Origin of the sequence: Reichenbachiella sp. (genome assembly GCF_965233835.1) — a bacterium.
Classification (GTDB): domain Bacteria; phylum Bacteroidota; class Bacteroidia; order Cytophagales; family Cyclobacteriaceae; genus Reichenbachiella.
On record NZ_OZ247585.1, the window covers coordinates 96,241 to 113,294 of the forward strand.

At 40.0% G+C, this 17,054-nt stretch carries 16 protein-coding genes; 10 read left to right on the top strand and 6 right to left on the bottom strand.

The window, feature by feature from the left end:
• Positions 1-93 precede the first annotated feature (93 nt).
• Positions 94-1,353 (top strand): sensor histidine kinase, encoded by a 1,260-nt coding sequence (locus ACO6S2_RS00425; protein ID WP_422360544.1) that lies wholly within the window; start codon positions 94-96, stop codon positions 1,351-1,353.
• On the top strand, positions 1,350-2,033 hold the full coding sequence (locus ACO6S2_RS00430) for a response regulator transcription factor (protein ID WP_422360545.1): 684 nt from the start codon (positions 1,350-1,352) through the stop codon (positions 2,031-2,033). Before ACO6S2_RS00425 ends, ACO6S2_RS00430 begins: the two co-directional genes overlap by 4 nt.
• A gap of 61 nt (positions 2,034-2,094) precedes the next feature.
• Here the strand turns inward: ACO6S2_RS00430 and ACO6S2_RS00435 are convergent, their stop codons facing one another.
• The 4 genes from ACO6S2_RS00435 to ACO6S2_RS00450 all read right to left on the bottom strand — a co-directional run bounded on the left by ACO6S2_RS00435 (position 2,095) and on the right by ACO6S2_RS00450 (position 6,178).
• Positions 2,095-4,338 carry a TonB-dependent receptor gene (locus ACO6S2_RS00435; protein ID WP_422360546.1) on the bottom strand — a complete coding sequence of 748 codons (2,244 nt, stop codon included), beginning with the start codon at positions 4,336-4,338 and terminating at the stop codon, positions 2,095-2,097.
• Between the two features lie 5 nt (positions 4,339-4,343).
• Positions 4,344-4,703: a heavy-metal-associated domain-containing protein gene (locus ACO6S2_RS00440; protein WP_422360547.1), complete on the bottom strand. Its 360-nt coding sequence runs from the start codon at positions 4,701-4,703 to the stop codon at positions 4,344-4,346.
• A 106-nt stretch (positions 4,704-4,809) separates the two neighbouring features.
• Complete coding sequence (locus ACO6S2_RS00445; RefSeq protein WP_422360548.1) at positions 4,810-5,193, bottom strand: HYC_CC_PP family protein; 384 nt, start codon at positions 5,191-5,193, stop codon at positions 4,810-4,812.
• A 37-nt stretch (positions 5,194-5,230) separates the two neighbouring features.
• A complete protein-coding gene (locus tag ACO6S2_RS00450; RefSeq protein WP_422360549.1) occupies positions 5,231-6,178 on the bottom strand; it encodes an NAD-dependent epimerase/dehydratase family protein in 948 nt (315 codons plus the stop codon).
• A 172-nt stretch (positions 6,179-6,350) separates the two neighbouring features.
• Here ACO6S2_RS00450 and ACO6S2_RS00455 point away from each other — a divergent pair, with 172 nt between their 5' ends.
• Together ACO6S2_RS00455 and ACO6S2_RS00460 are read left to right on the top strand one after the other, a co-directional pair.
• The gene (locus tag ACO6S2_RS00455) at positions 6,351-6,803 is read left to right on the top strand and encodes an Lrp/AsnC family transcriptional regulator (protein ID WP_084373236.1); all 453 of its coding nucleotides are present in this window, start codon (positions 6,351-6,353) and stop codon (positions 6,801-6,803) included.
• 39 nt (positions 6,804-6,842) lie between these two features.
• Positions 6,843-8,210, top strand: a complete 1,368-nt coding sequence (locus ACO6S2_RS00460) for a Gfo/Idh/MocA family protein (protein WP_422360550.1) — start codon at positions 6,843-6,845, stop codon at positions 8,208-8,210.
• Here ACO6S2_RS00460 and ACO6S2_RS00465 read toward each other — a convergent pair.
• A complete protein-coding gene (locus ACO6S2_RS00465; RefSeq protein WP_422360551.1) occupies positions 8,207-9,286 on the bottom strand; it encodes a phosphotransferase enzyme family protein in 1,080 nt (359 codons plus the stop codon). The two genes, ACO6S2_RS00460 and ACO6S2_RS00465, sit on opposite strands and share 4 nt — an antisense overlap.
• Before the next feature lie 145 nt (positions 9,287-9,431).
• Here ACO6S2_RS00465 and ACO6S2_RS00470 point away from each other — a divergent pair, with 145 nt between their 5' ends.
• The 5 genes from ACO6S2_RS00470 (at position 9,432) to ACO6S2_RS00490 (ending at position 15,126) form a co-directional block, all read left to right on the top strand.
• Entirely contained in the window at positions 9,432-10,445 is a 1,014-nt protein-coding gene (locus tag ACO6S2_RS00470) for a sensor histidine kinase (protein WP_422360552.1), read from the top strand.
• A 3-nt stretch (positions 10,446-10,448) separates the two neighbouring features.
• Positions 10,449-11,135 carry a LytR/AlgR family response regulator transcription factor gene (locus ACO6S2_RS00475; RefSeq protein ID WP_422360553.1) on the top strand — a complete coding sequence of 229 codons (687 nt, stop codon included), beginning with the start codon at positions 10,449-10,451 and terminating at the stop codon, positions 11,133-11,135.
• Positions 11,136-11,267: 132 nt separating this feature from the next.
• A complete protein-coding gene (locus ACO6S2_RS00480) occupies positions 11,268-11,606 on the top strand; it encodes a PadR family transcriptional regulator (RefSeq protein ID WP_422360554.1) in 339 nt (112 codons plus the stop codon).
• A complete protein-coding gene (locus ACO6S2_RS00485; protein ID WP_422360555.1) occupies positions 11,603-14,299 on the top strand; it encodes an ABC transporter permease in 2,697 nt (898 codons plus the stop codon). The genes ACO6S2_RS00480 and ACO6S2_RS00485 overlap by 4 nt, the downstream gene beginning before the upstream one ends.
• A gap of 335 nt (positions 14,300-14,634) precedes the next feature.
• Positions 14,635-15,126, top strand: a complete 492-nt coding sequence (locus ACO6S2_RS00490; RefSeq protein WP_422360556.1) for a nucleotidyltransferase — start codon at positions 14,635-14,637, stop codon at positions 15,124-15,126.
• Between the two features lie 12 nt (positions 15,127-15,138).
• On the opposite strand, the gene ACO6S2_RS00495 is transcribed toward ACO6S2_RS00490, so the two are convergent.
• Positions 15,139-15,702 carry a 2'-5' RNA ligase family protein gene (locus tag ACO6S2_RS00495; protein ID WP_422360557.1) on the bottom strand — a complete coding sequence of 188 codons (564 nt, stop codon included), beginning with the start codon at positions 15,700-15,702 and terminating at the stop codon, positions 15,139-15,141.
• Between the two features lie 89 nt (positions 15,703-15,791).
• On the opposite strand from ACO6S2_RS00495, the gene dinB reads away from it, so the two are divergent.
• Positions 15,792-17,009, top strand: a complete 1,218-nt coding sequence (dinB, locus tag ACO6S2_RS00500) for a DNA polymerase IV (RefSeq protein WP_422360558.1) — start codon at positions 15,792-15,794, stop codon at positions 17,007-17,009.
• The last annotated feature ends 45 nt before the right edge of the window (positions 17,010-17,054 follow it).

Consider the following 17,054-nt stretch of genomic DNA (forward strand, 5'->3'; position numbering starts at 1 on the left):
ATAGATTCCTATCAATTGTTAATGTAATGTTAAAGCCAACAGAATCAAGATATTTTTAAGTTAGAATGAAGTCCTTTGGCTAGGTAAATCGTCATGAATAGAAAAACATTTAGACTTGTGGTATTTCTTGCTGCCATTTCTATTGGCGGCATACTTTTCATTCAGATCTTCTGGGTGGGTAAGGCATTTGATTTGAGCAACAAACAGTTTGAGCACAATGTAAATCTGGCATTGCTCAACGTCACCAGCACACTCTGTGAGATCAATCAAAACGAAATATTGCCAGACCCCATTGAACAGCTTTCTTCTAATTATTTCATTGTCAACCTCAACAACAAAATCGCACCTGAACTTTTAGAAGCAATATTGAAAAGTGAGTTTCAAAAAAGAGAGATCGCTGAAAGTTTTGAGTATGGTGTATTCGACTGCACGAATCGCGAAATGGTCTACGGCAGGTATATCAATTTGAAAGAAAATACTCAATCGGCTCCCGCTTCTTCTACTTTTCCCTTGCTTAACAAAGACGCCTATTACTTCGGTGTCTACTTCCCTAACAAAACCTCTACACTAGCTGGAGAAATGTGGATTTGGGGGTTTTCATCTATCGTTCTACTCGTCGTGGTTGTGTTTTTCGGATATACCCTAATGGCCATATTCAGGCAAAAAAAACTATCTGAAATACAAAAGGATTTTATCAATAACATGACACACGAATTTAAAACGCCTATTTCTACGATTGCACTTTCGTCCGATGTACTCCAATCCGACGAAATTGCCAGTCAACCAGAAAGACTATCTCAGTATGCACAAATCATAAAAAAAGAAGCCACAAGACTACAAAACCAGGTAGATAGAGTTTTGCAAATGGCTACAGTGGAGAAAGAAACAATCAGTTTGACCAAGCAAGAGTTCAATCTGAATGAATTGATAGAGCAGTCCATCCAAAGTGCCCAATTAAACTTAACTAATGGAGGGCAAATTACTTTTTCCGAAAGGGCTAGCGACACAACAATTTCAGCGGACAAAGTTCATCTTACCAACATCATTTATAACCTATTGGACAATGCCATTAAATACAACGAAAACGCTCCTCAAATAAATATCTCAACCGTTTCCAAAGAAGATACTTTGACCATAACTATTCAGGATAATGGCAAAGGCATTGACCCAAAAGAGCAAGAGTTGATATTCAAAAAATTCTACCGGGTACCCACAGGCAACGTCCACAATGTCAAGGGTTTTGGCTTAGGCCTGTATTACGTGAAAATGATTGTTGAGGCGCATGGAGGAAGGATTACATTGGAAAGCTTAACCTCCGGCTCCACATTCACTTTAGACCTTCCCCGAATATGAAAAGAAACATACTTTTAGTAGAGGACGACGAAAGTTTGGGTTTTGTCATTAAAGACAATTTGGAAAACAAGGGCTATGCGGTCCAATTGAGTAAAGATGGTGAAGCTGGCTTAAATGACTTCGACAGCAGGACATTTGACCTTTGTATTTTAGACGTCATGTTGCCAAAAATGGATGGTTTCACTTTAGCTGGAAAAATCAGACAACGCAGCAAAGTAACTCCTATCATTTTCTTAACTGCGAAAGGCATGCAGGAAGACAAGCTGGAAGGTTTTAAACTTGGAGGAGATGACTATATGACAAAACCTTTCTCCATGGAAGAACTCACGTATAGAATTGAGGTCTTTTTGAGAAGAATGGGGTCTGCAACTGATGAATCTGCTGTACGATCACTTGGAAGCTATTCGTTTGACTTAAATAGTTTCGCTCTTTCGATTGGAGATCAGACACAAAAACTCACTCGACGCGAAGCTGAAATCTTACAATTTCTTTCAGACCGTATAGATACTCTGGTCAAGCGAGAAGAGTTGTTGATTGCACTATGGGGCGATGATGATTATTTCAAAGGAAGAAGCTTGGATGTATTCATTTCAAAGCTGAGGAAATATCTCAAGTTTGATGAAAATGTAGATATCGAAAACTATCATGGCGTTGGTTTCAAGTTGGTTGTTAAAAGTTAAAAGTAGAAAGTTAAAAGTGTCAAGACTTTCTACTTTTAACTTTCTACCATTTATTCTTCACTTACTTTATTCTGTATCTCAAACCGGCATAAGTGTTTCGGCCAAAAATCGGACCCCATACCAATGAGCTATCGAAATAATCACCAAATGGATCTTCACTTGCTAATATAGGATTCTCTTGCCTGTAATTGAGCAAATTTTCTACACCCACATAAACTTCGAAACGTTCACTCCAACTTTTAGTCACTTGAACATTCATCAGATAAAAATCCGGGGATTTTTGCTGTAGCTGGTAATCCGACGGATTACTACCAGTATACGGGATTCGTTTCTCTCCCTGCCAGTTGAATGTATAATCAAACTTCCAATCTGAGCGAGTTTCATAGCCAAGGTTCAAGAAAGCCCGATGAGCCGAAACCAGTGGCTTCTGCAGTGTGACATCCCCATAAGTCGTATTCACATCAAACCAACGATAGCCGATTCTCATGTCAACAAACTTCAGGATTTCATAGTCCACCTGTGTCTGAAAGCTATTGGAATATGACTCGCCGTTCAGATTATAAAAAGCTACTTGCTGCGGACTCTGATCCAAATCCACTACGATCTGATTTTCGAAATTGGTACGATAGTATTCTACACTGAAGCTACCATCTCGATAATCTAACCTAAACTCTTGGGTCAAATTAATACCAAAATTCCACGCCACTTCGGCATCCAAACCATAGGGCTTATCACTTCCATCACCTTGCACCAAAATCTGTCTCGACGAGGCAAAAACACCAATATTCTCCGCCAAAACACTAGCCGTTCGCTGGCCTCTACCCACAGAAGCGCGCAGCACCGTCTGGTCTGTCAAAGCGTATCTCAAATGCACTCTGGGTGTCATAAAAGTACCATACAAATTGTGATGATCTACTCTAAAACCAGCCATGGCATTGAATTTATCAAGAAAAGAATAGCTGTACTCAAAATATGCTCCCGGCACCACTTCTGTTCTGCCGTAGTCATTGGTATTCAGTACTTCATCATATCGGTCATACTGAATACTTGCACCAGTTTTAAACTGATGATCTGTATTGCCAATCATACTCTGATAAATGAAATTTCCATAGAAACTCTGTTGATCAGCATCATATTCATTCAACCCAAAATAGGAGTCCTGATCGTGATAAACACCAGAAATTTGTAGCCCTACAGACTTCCAGGGTTGTTCGATATACACTTCCCCAATCTTGGTCCACGCTTCGTAGCGTTTTGTCAAAAGGTTCATCCCCCAATAGTTCGTGGTACCTCTATCCCGGTCTGGGTCAAAATCAACTTGCCCGCCAAGATTATCAATATAGGTGCCCTTCACGCCAAATTGCATCATGAGTCCATTCTCGCCAATATACTTCCAGCGATTAAGTCCAATGAAATGCTGACTTAAAGGATTATCCAAAAAACCATCTTTGTTTCTATCTCGCTCAATGGCATTAGCCTTTGTATGCAGCAAAACAGCCGTAGACCAATTTTCGCCAACCATTTGACTCCAATTCAGATTTGCTTCGAACCGACCACCTTCATTAGCATACAGATTCGCATATAGCTTATCGCTCTTTTCGGGTTTTCGTAGTTCCACATTGATTTGACCTGCCACGCTTTCATAACCGTTTACCACAGAGCCAGCCCCTTTATTGAGCTGAATACTTTCGATCCAAGTACCTGGAATATACACCATACCATAGATAGCAGATAGACCGCGCACATCAGGCATGTTCTCTCTGGTTATTTGAGTGTATGGCCCAGCCAATCCCAACATTTGAATTTGACGAGTTCCAGTCACTGCATCGGTAAAAGATACATCCACACTCGGATTCGTTTCAAAGCTTTCACTAAGGTTACAACAAGCCGCTTTCAGCAGTTCCTTTTCACTAATGAGCTCAGACTTCAAAGGGTTCAGATAATCTATCTGCACCGTTTTTTGTCTGTACTCTACCTCCACTTCATCCAGCGTCACATCGGGAAGCAGTTGAATCGAAAGCTCCTGATTATCAGATGCTCTCAAAGTATCATTCTGATAACCAATATAACTTGCCACTAACTGATCAGTACCAGAAACACGGTCCAAATTAAACTTCCCATCGGCGTCAGTAGGAGCACCCTTTGTTGTACCTAACCAATAAATATTGGCACCAACGAGTGGAATTTCATCTCCATTTTCACCCAATTCAAACACTTTTCCCTTAACAGGCGGTCGACTGGATTGAGCAAATGCCACATGCATTGACTCTAAAGTCAATGCTACCAAAAAAATATATCGCAGCATGACTGTTAGTGTTTGTTTACACCGTCATTGTACTGGCAGCAATCGGGTAGTTTGCCATAAGCCTCATCAGTGGCAGTAACCTGATCCGTGGTATGACCTACAGCAGCAATTGCTTCATGAATTTCCATTTCAGAGATTTTATCCTTTCGGTAAACGGCCTTGAAAACTCCTGTAGTTTTATCCCATTCGGTCATTTTCACACCTTTGATCAAAGCAGCTTCTTCGATTCGCTCCTTGCACATTTTGCAAACACCCTGAACGGTAAATTCACAGGTAGCAATTGATTTATCTTTCTTTTGGGCATTAGCCAAAACAGGCAACACCATCAAAATAAGTATTGAAATAATATTTTTATAACTATTCATAATTGTTAATTCTTTGATTGTAATAATTAATCTGAACGATATCAGTACAGATAGCAATGGTAGAGTACTCTGGACAATCCCTGAATACCCGTTAGAATCAAAAAAATTAACCGTAGAAAGTAAAAGAGCAGTACTTGACGTATGCCGGAATGTGGGATGGGGGATCTACATCAGTAAATCCATAAACTAGCTGATCTGGATTGTGTTTTTCCAAAACCAGTAAAGAAGGCACTTCAATCAGCCGAAAAACGTCATTTTCAAAAGAAAAAGAATAATTACTTACCACCTTCTCCTCTTGATCCTGTGGCAAATCAACTGTTTCGTTTTCGCAACAGCTATCGATATTCATGTCGCCACAACAACAAACTTCAGCGGTCTGAACCAAGTCTATGGATTCGATTGAACCCATACATTTGTGTATAGCCACAGAGGCATCCGCTGCTATGAGCAGATAAAAAAGTGATAATATAATCGCCGTGGTTTTACGCATGTCTTGCTATTGCTTACGCAAAACTAAAAAGAAGGATTTATTCTGCTGTAGAATATTTCAATTTTAAGTTTTTAATCATATCAGCCGTCATCGACTTCAGATCATAAGCTGGCTTCCATCCCCAATCAGCTCTAGCTCTTGAATCATCAATACTCTGGGGCCAGCTAGCAGCGATCTGCTGCCTAAAATCCGGGTCATAAGTGATTTCAAAGTCTGGATAAATCTCTCTAATAGCCACAGCAATTTCTTTAGGAGAAAAACTCATACCAGCCAGGTTATAAGACGTTCTGGTTTTTATGCTTTCTTTTGGTGCCTGCATCAATTCGATAGTAGCGCGAATAGCATCGTCCATATAAATCATGGGCAGTGTAGTATCTTCCTCCAGGAAGCATGAAAACTTCTCCTCTTCAATAGCCTTGTGATAAATGTCAACCGCATAATCTGTAGTACCTCCTCCCGGCAAGGATTGATAACCTATGACTCCAGGATACCTTAAGGACCTGACATCCAATCCATATCTCTGATAATAATATTGCGCCCAATTCTCTCCTGCAGCCTTGCTAATACCATAAACGGTCGAAGGATTTAAAAAAGATGCTTGAGGTGTATTCTGCTGATCTACTTCGCTGCCAAATACGGCAATGGAACTTGGGTAAAATACCTTCTTCACTCCGTTTAGTCTTGAAACTTCCAAAACATTGAACAAAGTCTTCATATTGATATCCCAGGTCCCTAGTGGATCCCTTTCACCATTGGCAGACAAGATGGCGGCTAGGTGATAGATCTCCTCAATCTCGTATTGTTGCACGACCTCGGCTATACGATCTGCATCAGTAGCATCTATTACTTCAAATGGACCAGTTATATTGTCCAGTTCTCGCATATCAGATCGAACCACCTGATCATTGCCATATATATCTCGAAGGGCTTGGGTAAGCACAGTGCCAAGCTGCCCGCCTGCACCAATGATTAAGGAACGTGCCATGATTGTTAAATTTTTGGGTTAATGTTCAACACTCATATCTGAAACAATTTTAGCACATATCATCATTAATTGTAATATGTACCATAATATTAGCTGTAATACCATTTAATTACCATAATTTTTACTTTTACAGTATCTATAGAGCACAACGAAGAGCAAAAATTACGGAGCAATGGATGAAATAGACAAGACCATATTGAGAATACTGCAAAAGGATGCCAAGATCACTGCAAAGGAAATTGCCACCCAACTAAACCTTACCATTTCACCGGTATATGAAAGAATACGTCGATTAGAAAAGGAAGGGTACATCAAACGCTATGCAGCTATTCTAGACAAAGAACTAATAGGCAGGTCAGTGACCGGTCTCTGCCAAGTTTCTATGCAGTACCATAATGCTGCCTTCATCGATAATTTTGAAAAGCAGATTCAGGATCTTGAGGAGGTACAGGAGTGCTACCACATGGCTGGGCAGGTTGATTTTATACTCAAGATCAATGTAAAAAGCCTCGAAGACTACCATGAGTTTGTTAGATACAAACTATCCAAGATCGAGAACATAGGTGTACTCAATACCACATTTGTGCTAAAGGAGATCAAACACACCTCTGAGTTTTACATCTAATTTTATAGATTAGTACTTCTATCTAAACAACATCCCCTAATGATACTTCCCGAAAATAATCGACGCGAGTTTATCAAAAAATCAGCGTTAGCAGGGCTTTCGCTCTCACTATTGAATCCCATTGAACTGTTTGCTGAAAAAAAGGACAAAATCAAACTTGCCTTCATTGGAGTGGGTGCGCGTGGAACAAATCATGTGCAATTAGCACTGGAAAGAAAGGACATAGAGATCACAGCACTGTGTGATATTGATGAATCAGTGCTCAACAGAGCTGCTGACATGGTGGTGAAAGCAGGTGGGAAAACGCCTACTCTCTTTAACAAAGGAGACTATGCTTATCGTGACCTTTTGAAGCTAAAAAATGTTGATGCAGTTATTGTATCTACACCATGGCTCTGGCATACGCCCATGGCGGTTGATGCTATGAACGCCGGTGTAGCTGTAGGGCTCGAGGTGGCCGGAGCTACAGATATCCAAGAATGTTGGGATCTGGTAGAAACGCAAGAGAAAACGGGCACTCCATTTATGATACTCGAAAACGTGATCTACCGCCGGGATGTGATGGCGATTTTCAACATGGTAAAAAAAGGCATGTTTGGTGAAATGATTCACTTGGAAGGTGGCTATCAGCATGATCTCAGAGCTGTGAAATTCAATGATGGTAAGCAGTTGTATGGTGGCGGAGTAGAATTTGGAGAAAAAGGAATGAGCGAGGCCCGTTGGAGAACTCAGCATTCAATCAACAGAAATGGAGAGCTCTACCCTACTCATGGATTAGGTCCGATCCATATGATGACCGACATCAATAGAGGCAACAGATATTCTTACTTAACAAGCACAGCTTCAAAAGCCCGTGGTTTGCATGATTATATTGTTAATCACCCAAAGGGAGGCGAAGATCACCAAAATGCTGATGTAGAATTCAAACTTGGAGATGTAGTTACCACCGTGATTAAAACGGTAAACGGTGAAACCATTACGCTCAATCATGATACCAACCTACCCAGACCCTATTCTCTTGGATTTAGAGTGCAGGGCACCAAAGGAATCTGGATGGACTTGAATAATTCTCTGCACATAGAAGGAGTGAGTCCAGCGCACAAATGGGAAAGCGATGAAAAGTACATGAAAGAATACGACCATAAGCTTTGGAAAAAATATGAAAATCAAGCAGCCGGTGCCGGTCATGGTGGCATGGATTTCTTTGTGATCAATGCCTTTATTGAAGCACTAAAAAGAGAGGCTCCGATGCCTCTAGATGTATATGATTGTGCAACCTGGTCCGCAGTAACCTGTCTATCCGAAGAATCTATAGCTCAAGGAAGTACACCTGTTCCATTTCCAGACTTTACCAAAGGGAAATGGATCAAAAGGAAGCCTGACTTCGGAATGAATGATATATACTAAACTGCTTTAATAATGGCTGACATGTCAGAAAGTCGATCCAACATTTGCTTGGTAAACCTAAGCTGACATCTGGCACGATCCAGGTTATGCGTCTCATGCTTGATTTTGTAATACACGTCACCGGCCAGATAATCGGTCAGAAAGCGTACGCCCATAATGTATGCCAACAATGGAGCAGACAATGCCAGATGTTCTATTTCCAGTGGATGAAGAACATCCTTTGAAGTTTCAATAAAACCCTGAGCAAAGCCTTTGAATTTCTCCATATCAATATCTACCATACTTAGATCTTTTTCATCCTCCTCAGCTGTGCCTGCCGAAGTGCGAACACCATCTCCAAAATCATAATGCACTATACCCGGCATCACAGTATCAAGGTCAATCACACAGTGACTTGAAAAATCCTCTTTAAGTAGCACATTATTGAACTTGGTGTCGTTGTGGGTCACTCTATCTTTGATTTTGCCTGACCTTCTCAAATGTTCAATCACACTCATTTGCTCTGCCAAATCATTCACATATCGAATCTCTTTTTTGCACGCCTTCACCCGATCAGATTTTTCAACCGAGGAAACGACCTCATTGAATGTATCTAATCGCTTGATTATATCATGAAAACTTGGAATGGTTTCTTTGAGATTTTGCACTGGGAAATTGTCCAATAGCAACATAAATTGTCCAAATGCTTTGGCACCCTGATAGGCCTGGTCCGGTGTTTCTACATAATCATAAGACTGATAGCCTTTCAAAAATTTAACTACGCGCCAGAAGTTTCCATTTTCATCTTGAAAAAAACTAGTTCCGTTCTTTGTTGGTATGATTTGCAGGGTTTCACAAGTGCCTTGAAGTTTTGATGAAGAAATTTTCTCATTCAAAAATTCAGTAACCAGCTCCATATTGTGCATCAGACCAGTCACATCTTTGAATATTTCGTGGTTGATCCGTTGAAGGAGGAAGCCATCCCCTCCTTCTTCTTTATTTCGAACCCTAAAAGTATCGTTGATCAGGCCTCCCCCGAAAGGTTCTATAGACTTAACTTGGATGGGGGCATCAAAAGCTCCAAAAACATGTTCCATATTCTAATCTACTGCTTTGGCGTAAAACTATGCTGATATGTTTCGATTGGCAATAAAAATTATTGGCCCTGTTGATCAACCCCAGAATAGTGTCGTTGACCGGAAATCATTATCAAATACTTATTCTACTTGATATATTTGAAGAATGACATCCCAAAAGAAACCATTTATAAGTGCACGCGAAGCGATATTCCAATTGATATTGAATGCCGTGGTTTTTGTATTTTATGGGTACAGTCGACACAACCCTCAATTTGAAGAATACGAATATGTATTCTTTTTAAACTATGCTGTAGGTGCCCTCATTATTAATTATTGGCTTCTTCCATCCTACATTTACACCAAAAAGCACCTGCTATTCAGTGTATATTTTATAGTCATCGTGGTGGCCATGATGCTCATGGAGGAGTTCGTACTTGAAAAAATTTATTTCCCTGATACTAGAGGTCAGCATTTTTTCGCCTTGGGAAACTTGCTGAATATGCTTCCTATCATTGCCATTCTTTCTGGGTTTAAATTTGCCTGGGATGCGCTAGGCAAGCAAAAAGAAGTAGAAGAATTGAAAGACACGGTCAAAGAGAGTGAGCTTCAGTTTCTGAAATCTCAAATCAACCCTCACTTTCTTTTCAATAACCTAAACAACCTCTATGCTCACGCCATAGAAAACTCTCCTCAAACTCCTACGATCATATTAGAATTGTCAGCAGTGATGAGGTATATGCTTTATGACTGTCAAGCCAATTACGTCTCTTTATCCAAAGAAATAGAGCATCTCAGCAACTTCATCAATCTTAACAATTTACAAATAGAAGGACGGGGTGTAGTAAATTTTGAAATGCCAAAACTTACACAAGATCATCGGATAGCTCCTTTGATATTGATAGTATTTGTGGAAAATGCATTCAAACATAGTTCGTCTAGTCAGACAGAAGACATAGAAATATCGATAGCATTAGAAGTATCACCGCAAGGTGAGTTGCGATTTACCTGTATCAATTCCTATATGGATCAAACCAATACGCAGGACATCAATAGTGGGATAGGTTTAGAAAATGTAAGGAAGAGGCTACAATTGCTTTACCCAAACGCTCATACATTAGATATCGTAAAATCTAAAAATCAGTATGAAGTAAAGTTAAAAATGGATCTGAATCATTAGAAAATGAATTGCATCATCATCGAAGATCAGCTTCCTGCCCAACGTATTCTGAAAAGGTACATTGAAGACATAGGTACGCTGAATTTAGTAGGCACCTATTCTAATGCCTTGCAGGCTTTGGATACCATCAACTCTCAAAAAGTAGACCTACTGTTTTTGGATATTCATTTGCCCAAATTATCGGGAATAGACTTCTTGAAAACACTTTCTAATTCTCCACATGTGATACTGACCACCGCATTTTCAGACTACGCTTTGGAAAGTTATGAATTCAATGTGGTGGATTATTTACTCAAACCCTTTTCATTTGAGCGATTTGTAAAGGCCGTATCCAAAGTATCTGCATTAAAGAATACTATTCAAACCAAAGAAGCACCTGTCCAGGACATTTTCATTAAATCTGGATATGAACACATACGCATTAATTTGACCGACATCTATTTTATCAAATCAGATGCAGACTACACCGAAATTCATCTTACTCAGAAGAAACATCTATCGTCGGAAACACTAAAAAATTGGGAAGAAAAACTAGCCCAACATAAATTTCTTAGAGTACACAAATCCTACTTGGTCAATACCAGTAAAATCACAAAGCTCATGGGCAATCAGATCTACCTGGACGACCAAAAGATCATCCCCATAGGAAGGGCCTACAAAGAAGGATTAATCAGTCAGTATTCCAATTAATTTTTTGAAGACTGCAACTTTTTAAGGTCGAATAGCATCTTCATATTATCAATACTACAAAATAGTCTTTGCTTATAGATAAATCTGATTTAGCTTAGCAATACTACAAAGTAGTAATTGAATGAAATAGTTATGAAAGAATATCAATTAGGCGAATTTGAAGAAATCGTAATGCTCACCGTTGGTGTACTATATGATGAAGCATACGGAGTGGCTCTCAAAAACGAAATCGAAGAAAGAGGTCAACGAAGTGTAAGCATCGGCGCACTGCAATCGACGCTTCGTCGACTAGAGAAAAAAGGATTTTTGGATAGTAGACTTGGGGAGCCAGATAAAGAAAGAGGGGGGAAACCCAAACGCTTTTTTAGAATTACCGCTTACGGCAAAAAGGCACTTACACATTCAAAAGAAATTCGTTCAGGGCTTTGGGACTCAATCCCCAAAATTGCTCTTGATCTAAAAATAAGATGATAAAAAAACTAGCATCAAAGTTTTTCAAATTCTATTGTCACCCGGATTACTGGGTGGACATATCTGGTGATCTGGATGAGATCTACGGATACAATGTAAAAACGCGAAAAAAGTATCCCCAACTCAGATACTTTATTCAGGTGCTACAGCTTTTCAGGCCTTCTCTAATGAGACCAATTACAGAAAACTCAATAATACACTCAAATCACACAATCATGTTAAAAAACTACTTCAATGTGGCTTTTAGAAGCCTCCTCAAAAATCGGCTTTACTCATTTATCAACATATTTGGTTTGGCCATAGGACTTGCTGCCTTCTTGATGATCAATCACTTTGTCGCATTCGAAAAAAGCTATGAAAACCATGTAGCCGACAAAGAAAACATCTATCGTGTGCAACTGGATGTTTACCAAAATGGAGAATTGGTTTATAAAAGTTCGGAAAACTATCCTGGTGCTGGGCCTGCTATGTTGGAAGATTTTCCAGAAGTCATCAGCTCGGCCAAGCTCTACAATATGGGCTCCAAAAACAATGTAATCATCACTTCTGAAAATGGAGAACAGAACCCTCAGGTATTGAAACATAGAAGGTTCCTGTATGCTGAAGCAGCCTTCTTGCCCATGTTCTCCGTACCCATGATCCAAGGAGATGCCGCAACAGCCCTCGAAAAACCACATACTATTGTCATCTCAGAATCCATGGCCAAAAAGTATTTTGGAAATGAAAACCCCATGGGCAAATTGCTCCGCTTGGAGGATGATGACTTCAACAATGAACTATGCACCGTGACTGGTGTATTCCAGGACGTGCCTGAAAGTACGCACCTCAAATTTGATGTACTAATTTCATTCAACACACTATATACCAGAGACACCGACGGCAGCGGTTGGGCAAAAAGACGATATGGCAATGGCTGGAGAAGAAAAGACTTTTATACCTATGTCCAATTAAAGCCTACAGCGGACCCCAAAAAATTAGAATCCCAGTTTCCCGCTCTTGTGGATAAATACAATCCGGAAAATAAAGAGAGAAACAGAAAAGACGTATTGTCCCTACAGCCACTCAAAGACATTCATCTTTACTCTCAACTCACCGATGAGGCAGAAGTAAATGGCAATGGAGACGGTGTGTTTTATATTTCCATCATTGCCTACTTCATCTTGATTATTGCCTGGGTCAACTACATCAATCTAAGTACAGCCAGATCATTTGATAGAGGCAGAGAAGTAGGTCTGCGAAAAGTAATGGGTTCCTATCGGTCTTCGCTGATTGCTCAGTTTTTGGTAGAGTCACTGGTCATCAATGGATTGGCCATGCTGTTGGCTTTTGCCATCATTTTTATAACTGGAAACCTCTTTCACAATCTAAGTGGCACACCGTTGAGCTATGTCATCTGGACGCAATCTTGGTTTTGGATTATGGTGGCTGGCGTTGTATTGATGGGATCACTTTTGTCAGGAATCTATCCCGCATTTGTGATTTCTTCATTCAAACCTGCTCAAGTTCTTCATGGTAAACTTAAAACTTCTTCTGGTGGTGTAGCTTTGAGAAAGGCTCTAGTAATTTTTCAGTTTGCAATGTCAGTAGCCCTTATTGTTGGCACAGCCACCGTGTTTGACCAAATGGAGTACATGCAATCCAAAGATTTAGGATTCGACATGGAACAAACCATTGTAGTGGAACGTCCGCCCAAACAAGATACCTCCCGAGAAGTAAGGTCAAACCGAGTCAAATCTTTCAAAACGGGTTTGAAACAAAGATCTGAAATAATATCAGTAGCAGGCTCTACTTTGCTACCAGGTAAAAAACTCCGTTTCAAAACACCCATCCGCACTAACCTTCAAAGCCAAGACGAAGCTCTCCCCTTGAGTATTGCAGGGATTGACTTCGATTTCGCAGAGTCTATGAACATGGAAGTCATTGCTGGCCGAGCCTTTTCTGAAGAGATGCGTGATGATTTGGATAGTTTGGTCATCCTAACCGAAAACTCATCTCGTGCTTTAGGTTTTGAAAAGCCAGAAGATGCCATAGGCAAAAGAATAGAAATAGAACGGTTTAGGTGGAGTCCATCGGTAGTCGGTGTAATCGCTGATTATCATCAGGAAAGCCTGAAGGAGGAAAAGCCCAAAACTTTAATATACCTCAGTGGGTCTAATTCAGAGTACTTTATGATCAAAGTAAATATGGATCAATCCACTCAGGCCATTGCCTCCATTGAGGAACAATGGCACAGGAGCTTCCCCGGCAATCCATTTCACTATTTCTTCTTAGACGAATATTTCAATAGCTACTACGAATCGGAGCGGCAATTCAAAGACCTATTCGCCACCTTCTCCATTCTCGCCATCATCGTAGGCTGTCTAGGATTATTCGGATTGTCCTCATTCACCGCCATCCAGCGTGCTCGTGAGATTGCCATCAGAAAAGTGCTAGGTAGTTCGATACTCAACATTATCCAGTTGCTCTCCAAAGAGTTTCTCATTTTGGTAGGTAGTGCGACCCTGATCGTGTGGCCGGTAAGTTACTACCTCATGGATCAGTGGCTCGACAACTACCCCTACCGTATAGACATCGGGTGGACTTCATTCATTTATTCAGGTCTGGTGGTATTAACTGTGACGGCCATCACCATCAGTTATCAGACACTCAAATCGGCAACAGCCAATCCAGTGGATGCATTGAATCATGAATAGAAATCATTAAAAACTCTCATCTGTGAAAAGAGGTTGTCTAAATAGACAACCTCTTTTATAGTTTGCAGATGGTTCAATTCTTGCTTAATACTTCTTTTGATCATTGGATTTCAAGGCCATTTCACCTAATTTCAAATAGATGAATAAAGAGACAAGAACTATATCATATATTGATCACAACGAAGATTTACTAGACTCAGAAATAGCCCTAGCTCTAGAAAAATCTATGAGTCAAAATCTAACTGATTATTGTAAACTTGTTCGAATGCTGCATGCCATGTTCAGTATTGATACCTTAAACCATAAGCCAGATAAGAGTATCTACTATATTGAAGATGAGTATTAAGAATCATATATTTCCTGGTCATTTTAGAGAATTCATCATTGAGCTGAATAACCATCATGTAGAATATATGCTCATTGGTGGTTTTGCAATGGGAGCATACGGTCATATGCGAGGAACCAATGATTTGGATATCTACATTAATGCGACTGAAGAGAATGCCGATAGAATAATCAAAGCCTCTATTGATTATGGCATACCTCCTAATGACCTCCAAAAAGAAATGTTTTTAGTTCCTAAAATGATTGGTATTGGCAAACCACCACTGCGTATTGAAATACTTAAAAAACTAGATGTTGTTGATTTTGAATATGCCTATCAAAGAATTAAAAAAATAGAACTCGATGGAATTAAAATCAATATCATAGGTCTAGAAGACCTAAGTTTACTAAAACAAGCAGCTGTCCGAGGGAGAAATCAAGCAAGAGATAAAGAAGACCTCAATTTTATTGAAAAACTCCTTTCCAAGCTTAAAAAAAAATAAGATCTCTACCTATTAGCAATAAAAGTTAGCATCCATTAAAGGCAACTTTCTAAACAACTCATACTTCTGCCATTGATAAGCCCTTCGCAAAACTATCAATTCATAAGCGTCAAAAGTTTTCTCGTATTCCTTAATACAATATTCAGGATAGTAGGCCCTTTCGAGTACTTGAGGCTTTAATTGTTTAGCAATTGTAAGGTGTGGTGTAAAAGTAATTTCTCTTAGTTTTTTCAAATAGTGTATTTGTGAAGTTCGTCGAAGAGCCTCACTAACCATTTTAAAGTTTCCGATTTCTTCAAAACAAGCATAGATAGTACAAGAGCTCCTAAACTTTTCAAAGCCCTTGATTTTGAATTCAAAACATTCAATTTCTCTTAATTGAGCAGCCAAGTGTACAAAAAACCATCCTTCTTTACCCGAAGGAATAAGTATGTTTCCTACAGTAATATGACCAATAGAGTGACTACTCTCAAAATAACCATACCTTCTCTCAAATTGTCTTTTGAACTCAGCAACGTCAAGCCTCACTCCTATAGAAGGCGAAAAAAGAATCAAATATTCTAGCAAACGTCCCATTTTTAACGATTTGAAAGAATTCTAAATTTACTAATTATTTTAGTTATTACTATTTTATTTAGTATTTTTGTCGAAAACTTCAAAAGAATATGAGCTACCAAAAATCCATTGTACACATGGATCTGGACACCTTTTTTGTCTCTTGTGAGCGGCTGATCGAGCCTAAGCTCATAGGCAAACCTGTGTTGATTGGTGGCACTTCGGATCGAGGCGTGGTAGCTTCCTGCAGCTACGAAGCTCGCGCTTTTGGCATCCACTCAGCCATGCCCATGAAAATGGCCTTGCAGCTTTGCCCGGAAGCCATCGTCGTTCGAGGCAATTCGATGCTTTATACCGAAAAGTCTAAAGCCGTTACCCAAATTATCCAGGACAATGTGCCGCTTTTCGAAAAATCGTCTATCGATGAGTTCTATATTGATCTAACCGGCATGGATCATTTTTTTGGCTGTATGCAATGGGCCTCCGAACTCAAAAAAAAGATAGTAAAGGAAACCCACCTCCCCATCTCTTTTGGGCTATCGCAAAATAAAACAGTCTCAAAAGTAGCCACCAACGAAATCAAACCGGACAACCAACTGCAGATCATGCCTGGACAAGAGAAATCATTTCTCGCTCCATTACTGGTAAAAAAGATTCCTATGGTAGGAGAGAAAACCTATCACGCCCTTCGCCAGCTAGGTATTCGATACATTCGAACGCTTCAGGAAATGCCCGTAGAACTGATGGAAAGAACCTTCGGCTTGTCTGGTATAAAAATGTGGCAAAAAGCCCAAGGCATAGACAACTCACCCGTTATTCCACATCAGGAGCGAAAATCCATCTCTACAGAAAGAACCTTCGACAGAGACACTACCGATGTAACCAAACTCAAAGCCATCATGCTGGACATGGCAGAAAACCTGGCTTTTCAGCTCAGAAGAGGCCAAAAACTGACAGCCTGTATTACCGTAAAGGTTCGATATTCAGATTTCAACACTTACACGCTGCAAAACAAAATTCCACACACCTCTGCCGACCACTTGCTGATACCAAAAGTGCTGGAAATGTTCGATCGGCTCTACAACAAGCGTCTACTCGTCAGACTCATCGGCGTGAGATTCAGCCATTTGGCTGAGGGACACTATCAAATCAATCTATTCGAAGATAGTGAGGAAGTCATTCGCCTCTACCAAGCCATGGACAAAATACGAGACAAACATGGTGACCGCAAGGTGATGCGCGCTTCAGGTATAGAAGCACGAACGATCAGTCGATTCAACCCATTTACTGGAGAACCACCACCACTGCTGGCGAATAGAAGAAGATAAATATATGGACTCTAATTAACACAAATCGGTCATTAAAATATTTGG

Bases quoted from the DNA above. Each gene is read 5' to 3' on its own strand.
- ACO6S2_RS00425 (WP_422360544.1), top strand. From the start codon at position 94: ATGAATAGAAAAACATTTAGACTTGTGGTATTTCTTGCTGCCATTTCT.
- ACO6S2_RS00430 (WP_422360545.1), top strand. From the start codon at position 1,350: ATGAAAAGAAACATACTTTTAGTAGAGGACGACGAAAGTTTGGGTTTT.
- ACO6S2_RS00435 (WP_422360546.1), bottom strand. From the start codon at position 4,338: ATGCTGCGATATATTTTTTTGGTAGCATTGACTTTAGAGTCAATGCAT.
- ACO6S2_RS00440 (WP_422360547.1), bottom strand. From the start codon at position 4,703: ATGAATAGTTATAAAAATATTATTTCAATACTTATTTTGATGGTGTTG.
- ACO6S2_RS00445 (WP_422360548.1), bottom strand. From the start codon at position 5,193: ATGCGTAAAACCACGGCGATTATATTATCACTTTTTTATCTGCTCATA.
- ACO6S2_RS00450 (WP_422360549.1), bottom strand. From the start codon at position 6,178: ATGGCACGTTCCTTAATCATTGGTGCAGGCGGGCAGCTTGGCACTGTG.
- ACO6S2_RS00455 (WP_084373236.1), top strand. From the start codon at position 6,351: ATGGATGAAATAGACAAGACCATATTGAGAATACTGCAAAAGGATGCC.
- ACO6S2_RS00460 (WP_422360550.1), top strand. From the start codon at position 6,843: ATGATACTTCCCGAAAATAATCGACGCGAGTTTATCAAAAAATCAGCG.
- ACO6S2_RS00465 (WP_422360551.1), bottom strand. From the start codon at position 9,286: ATGGAACATGTTTTTGGAGCTTTTGATGCCCCCATCCAAGTTAAGTCT.
- ACO6S2_RS00470 (WP_422360552.1), top strand. From the start codon at position 9,432: ATGACATCCCAAAAGAAACCATTTATAAGTGCACGCGAAGCGATATTC.
- ACO6S2_RS00475 (WP_422360553.1), top strand. From the start codon at position 10,449: ATGAATTGCATCATCATCGAAGATCAGCTTCCTGCCCAACGTATTCTG.
- ACO6S2_RS00480 (WP_422360554.1), top strand. From the start codon at position 11,268: ATGAAAGAATATCAATTAGGCGAATTTGAAGAAATCGTAATGCTCACC.
- ACO6S2_RS00485 (WP_422360555.1), top strand. From the start codon at position 11,603: ATGATAAAAAAACTAGCATCAAAGTTTTTCAAATTCTATTGTCACCCG.
- ACO6S2_RS00490 (WP_422360556.1), top strand. From the start codon at position 14,635: ATGAGTATTAAGAATCATATATTTCCTGGTCATTTTAGAGAATTCATC.
- ACO6S2_RS00495 (WP_422360557.1), bottom strand. From the start codon at position 15,702: ATGGGACGTTTGCTAGAATATTTGATTCTTTTTTCGCCTTCTATAGGA.
- dinB (WP_422360558.1), top strand. From the start codon at position 15,792: ATGAGCTACCAAAAATCCATTGTACACATGGATCTGGACACCTTTTTT.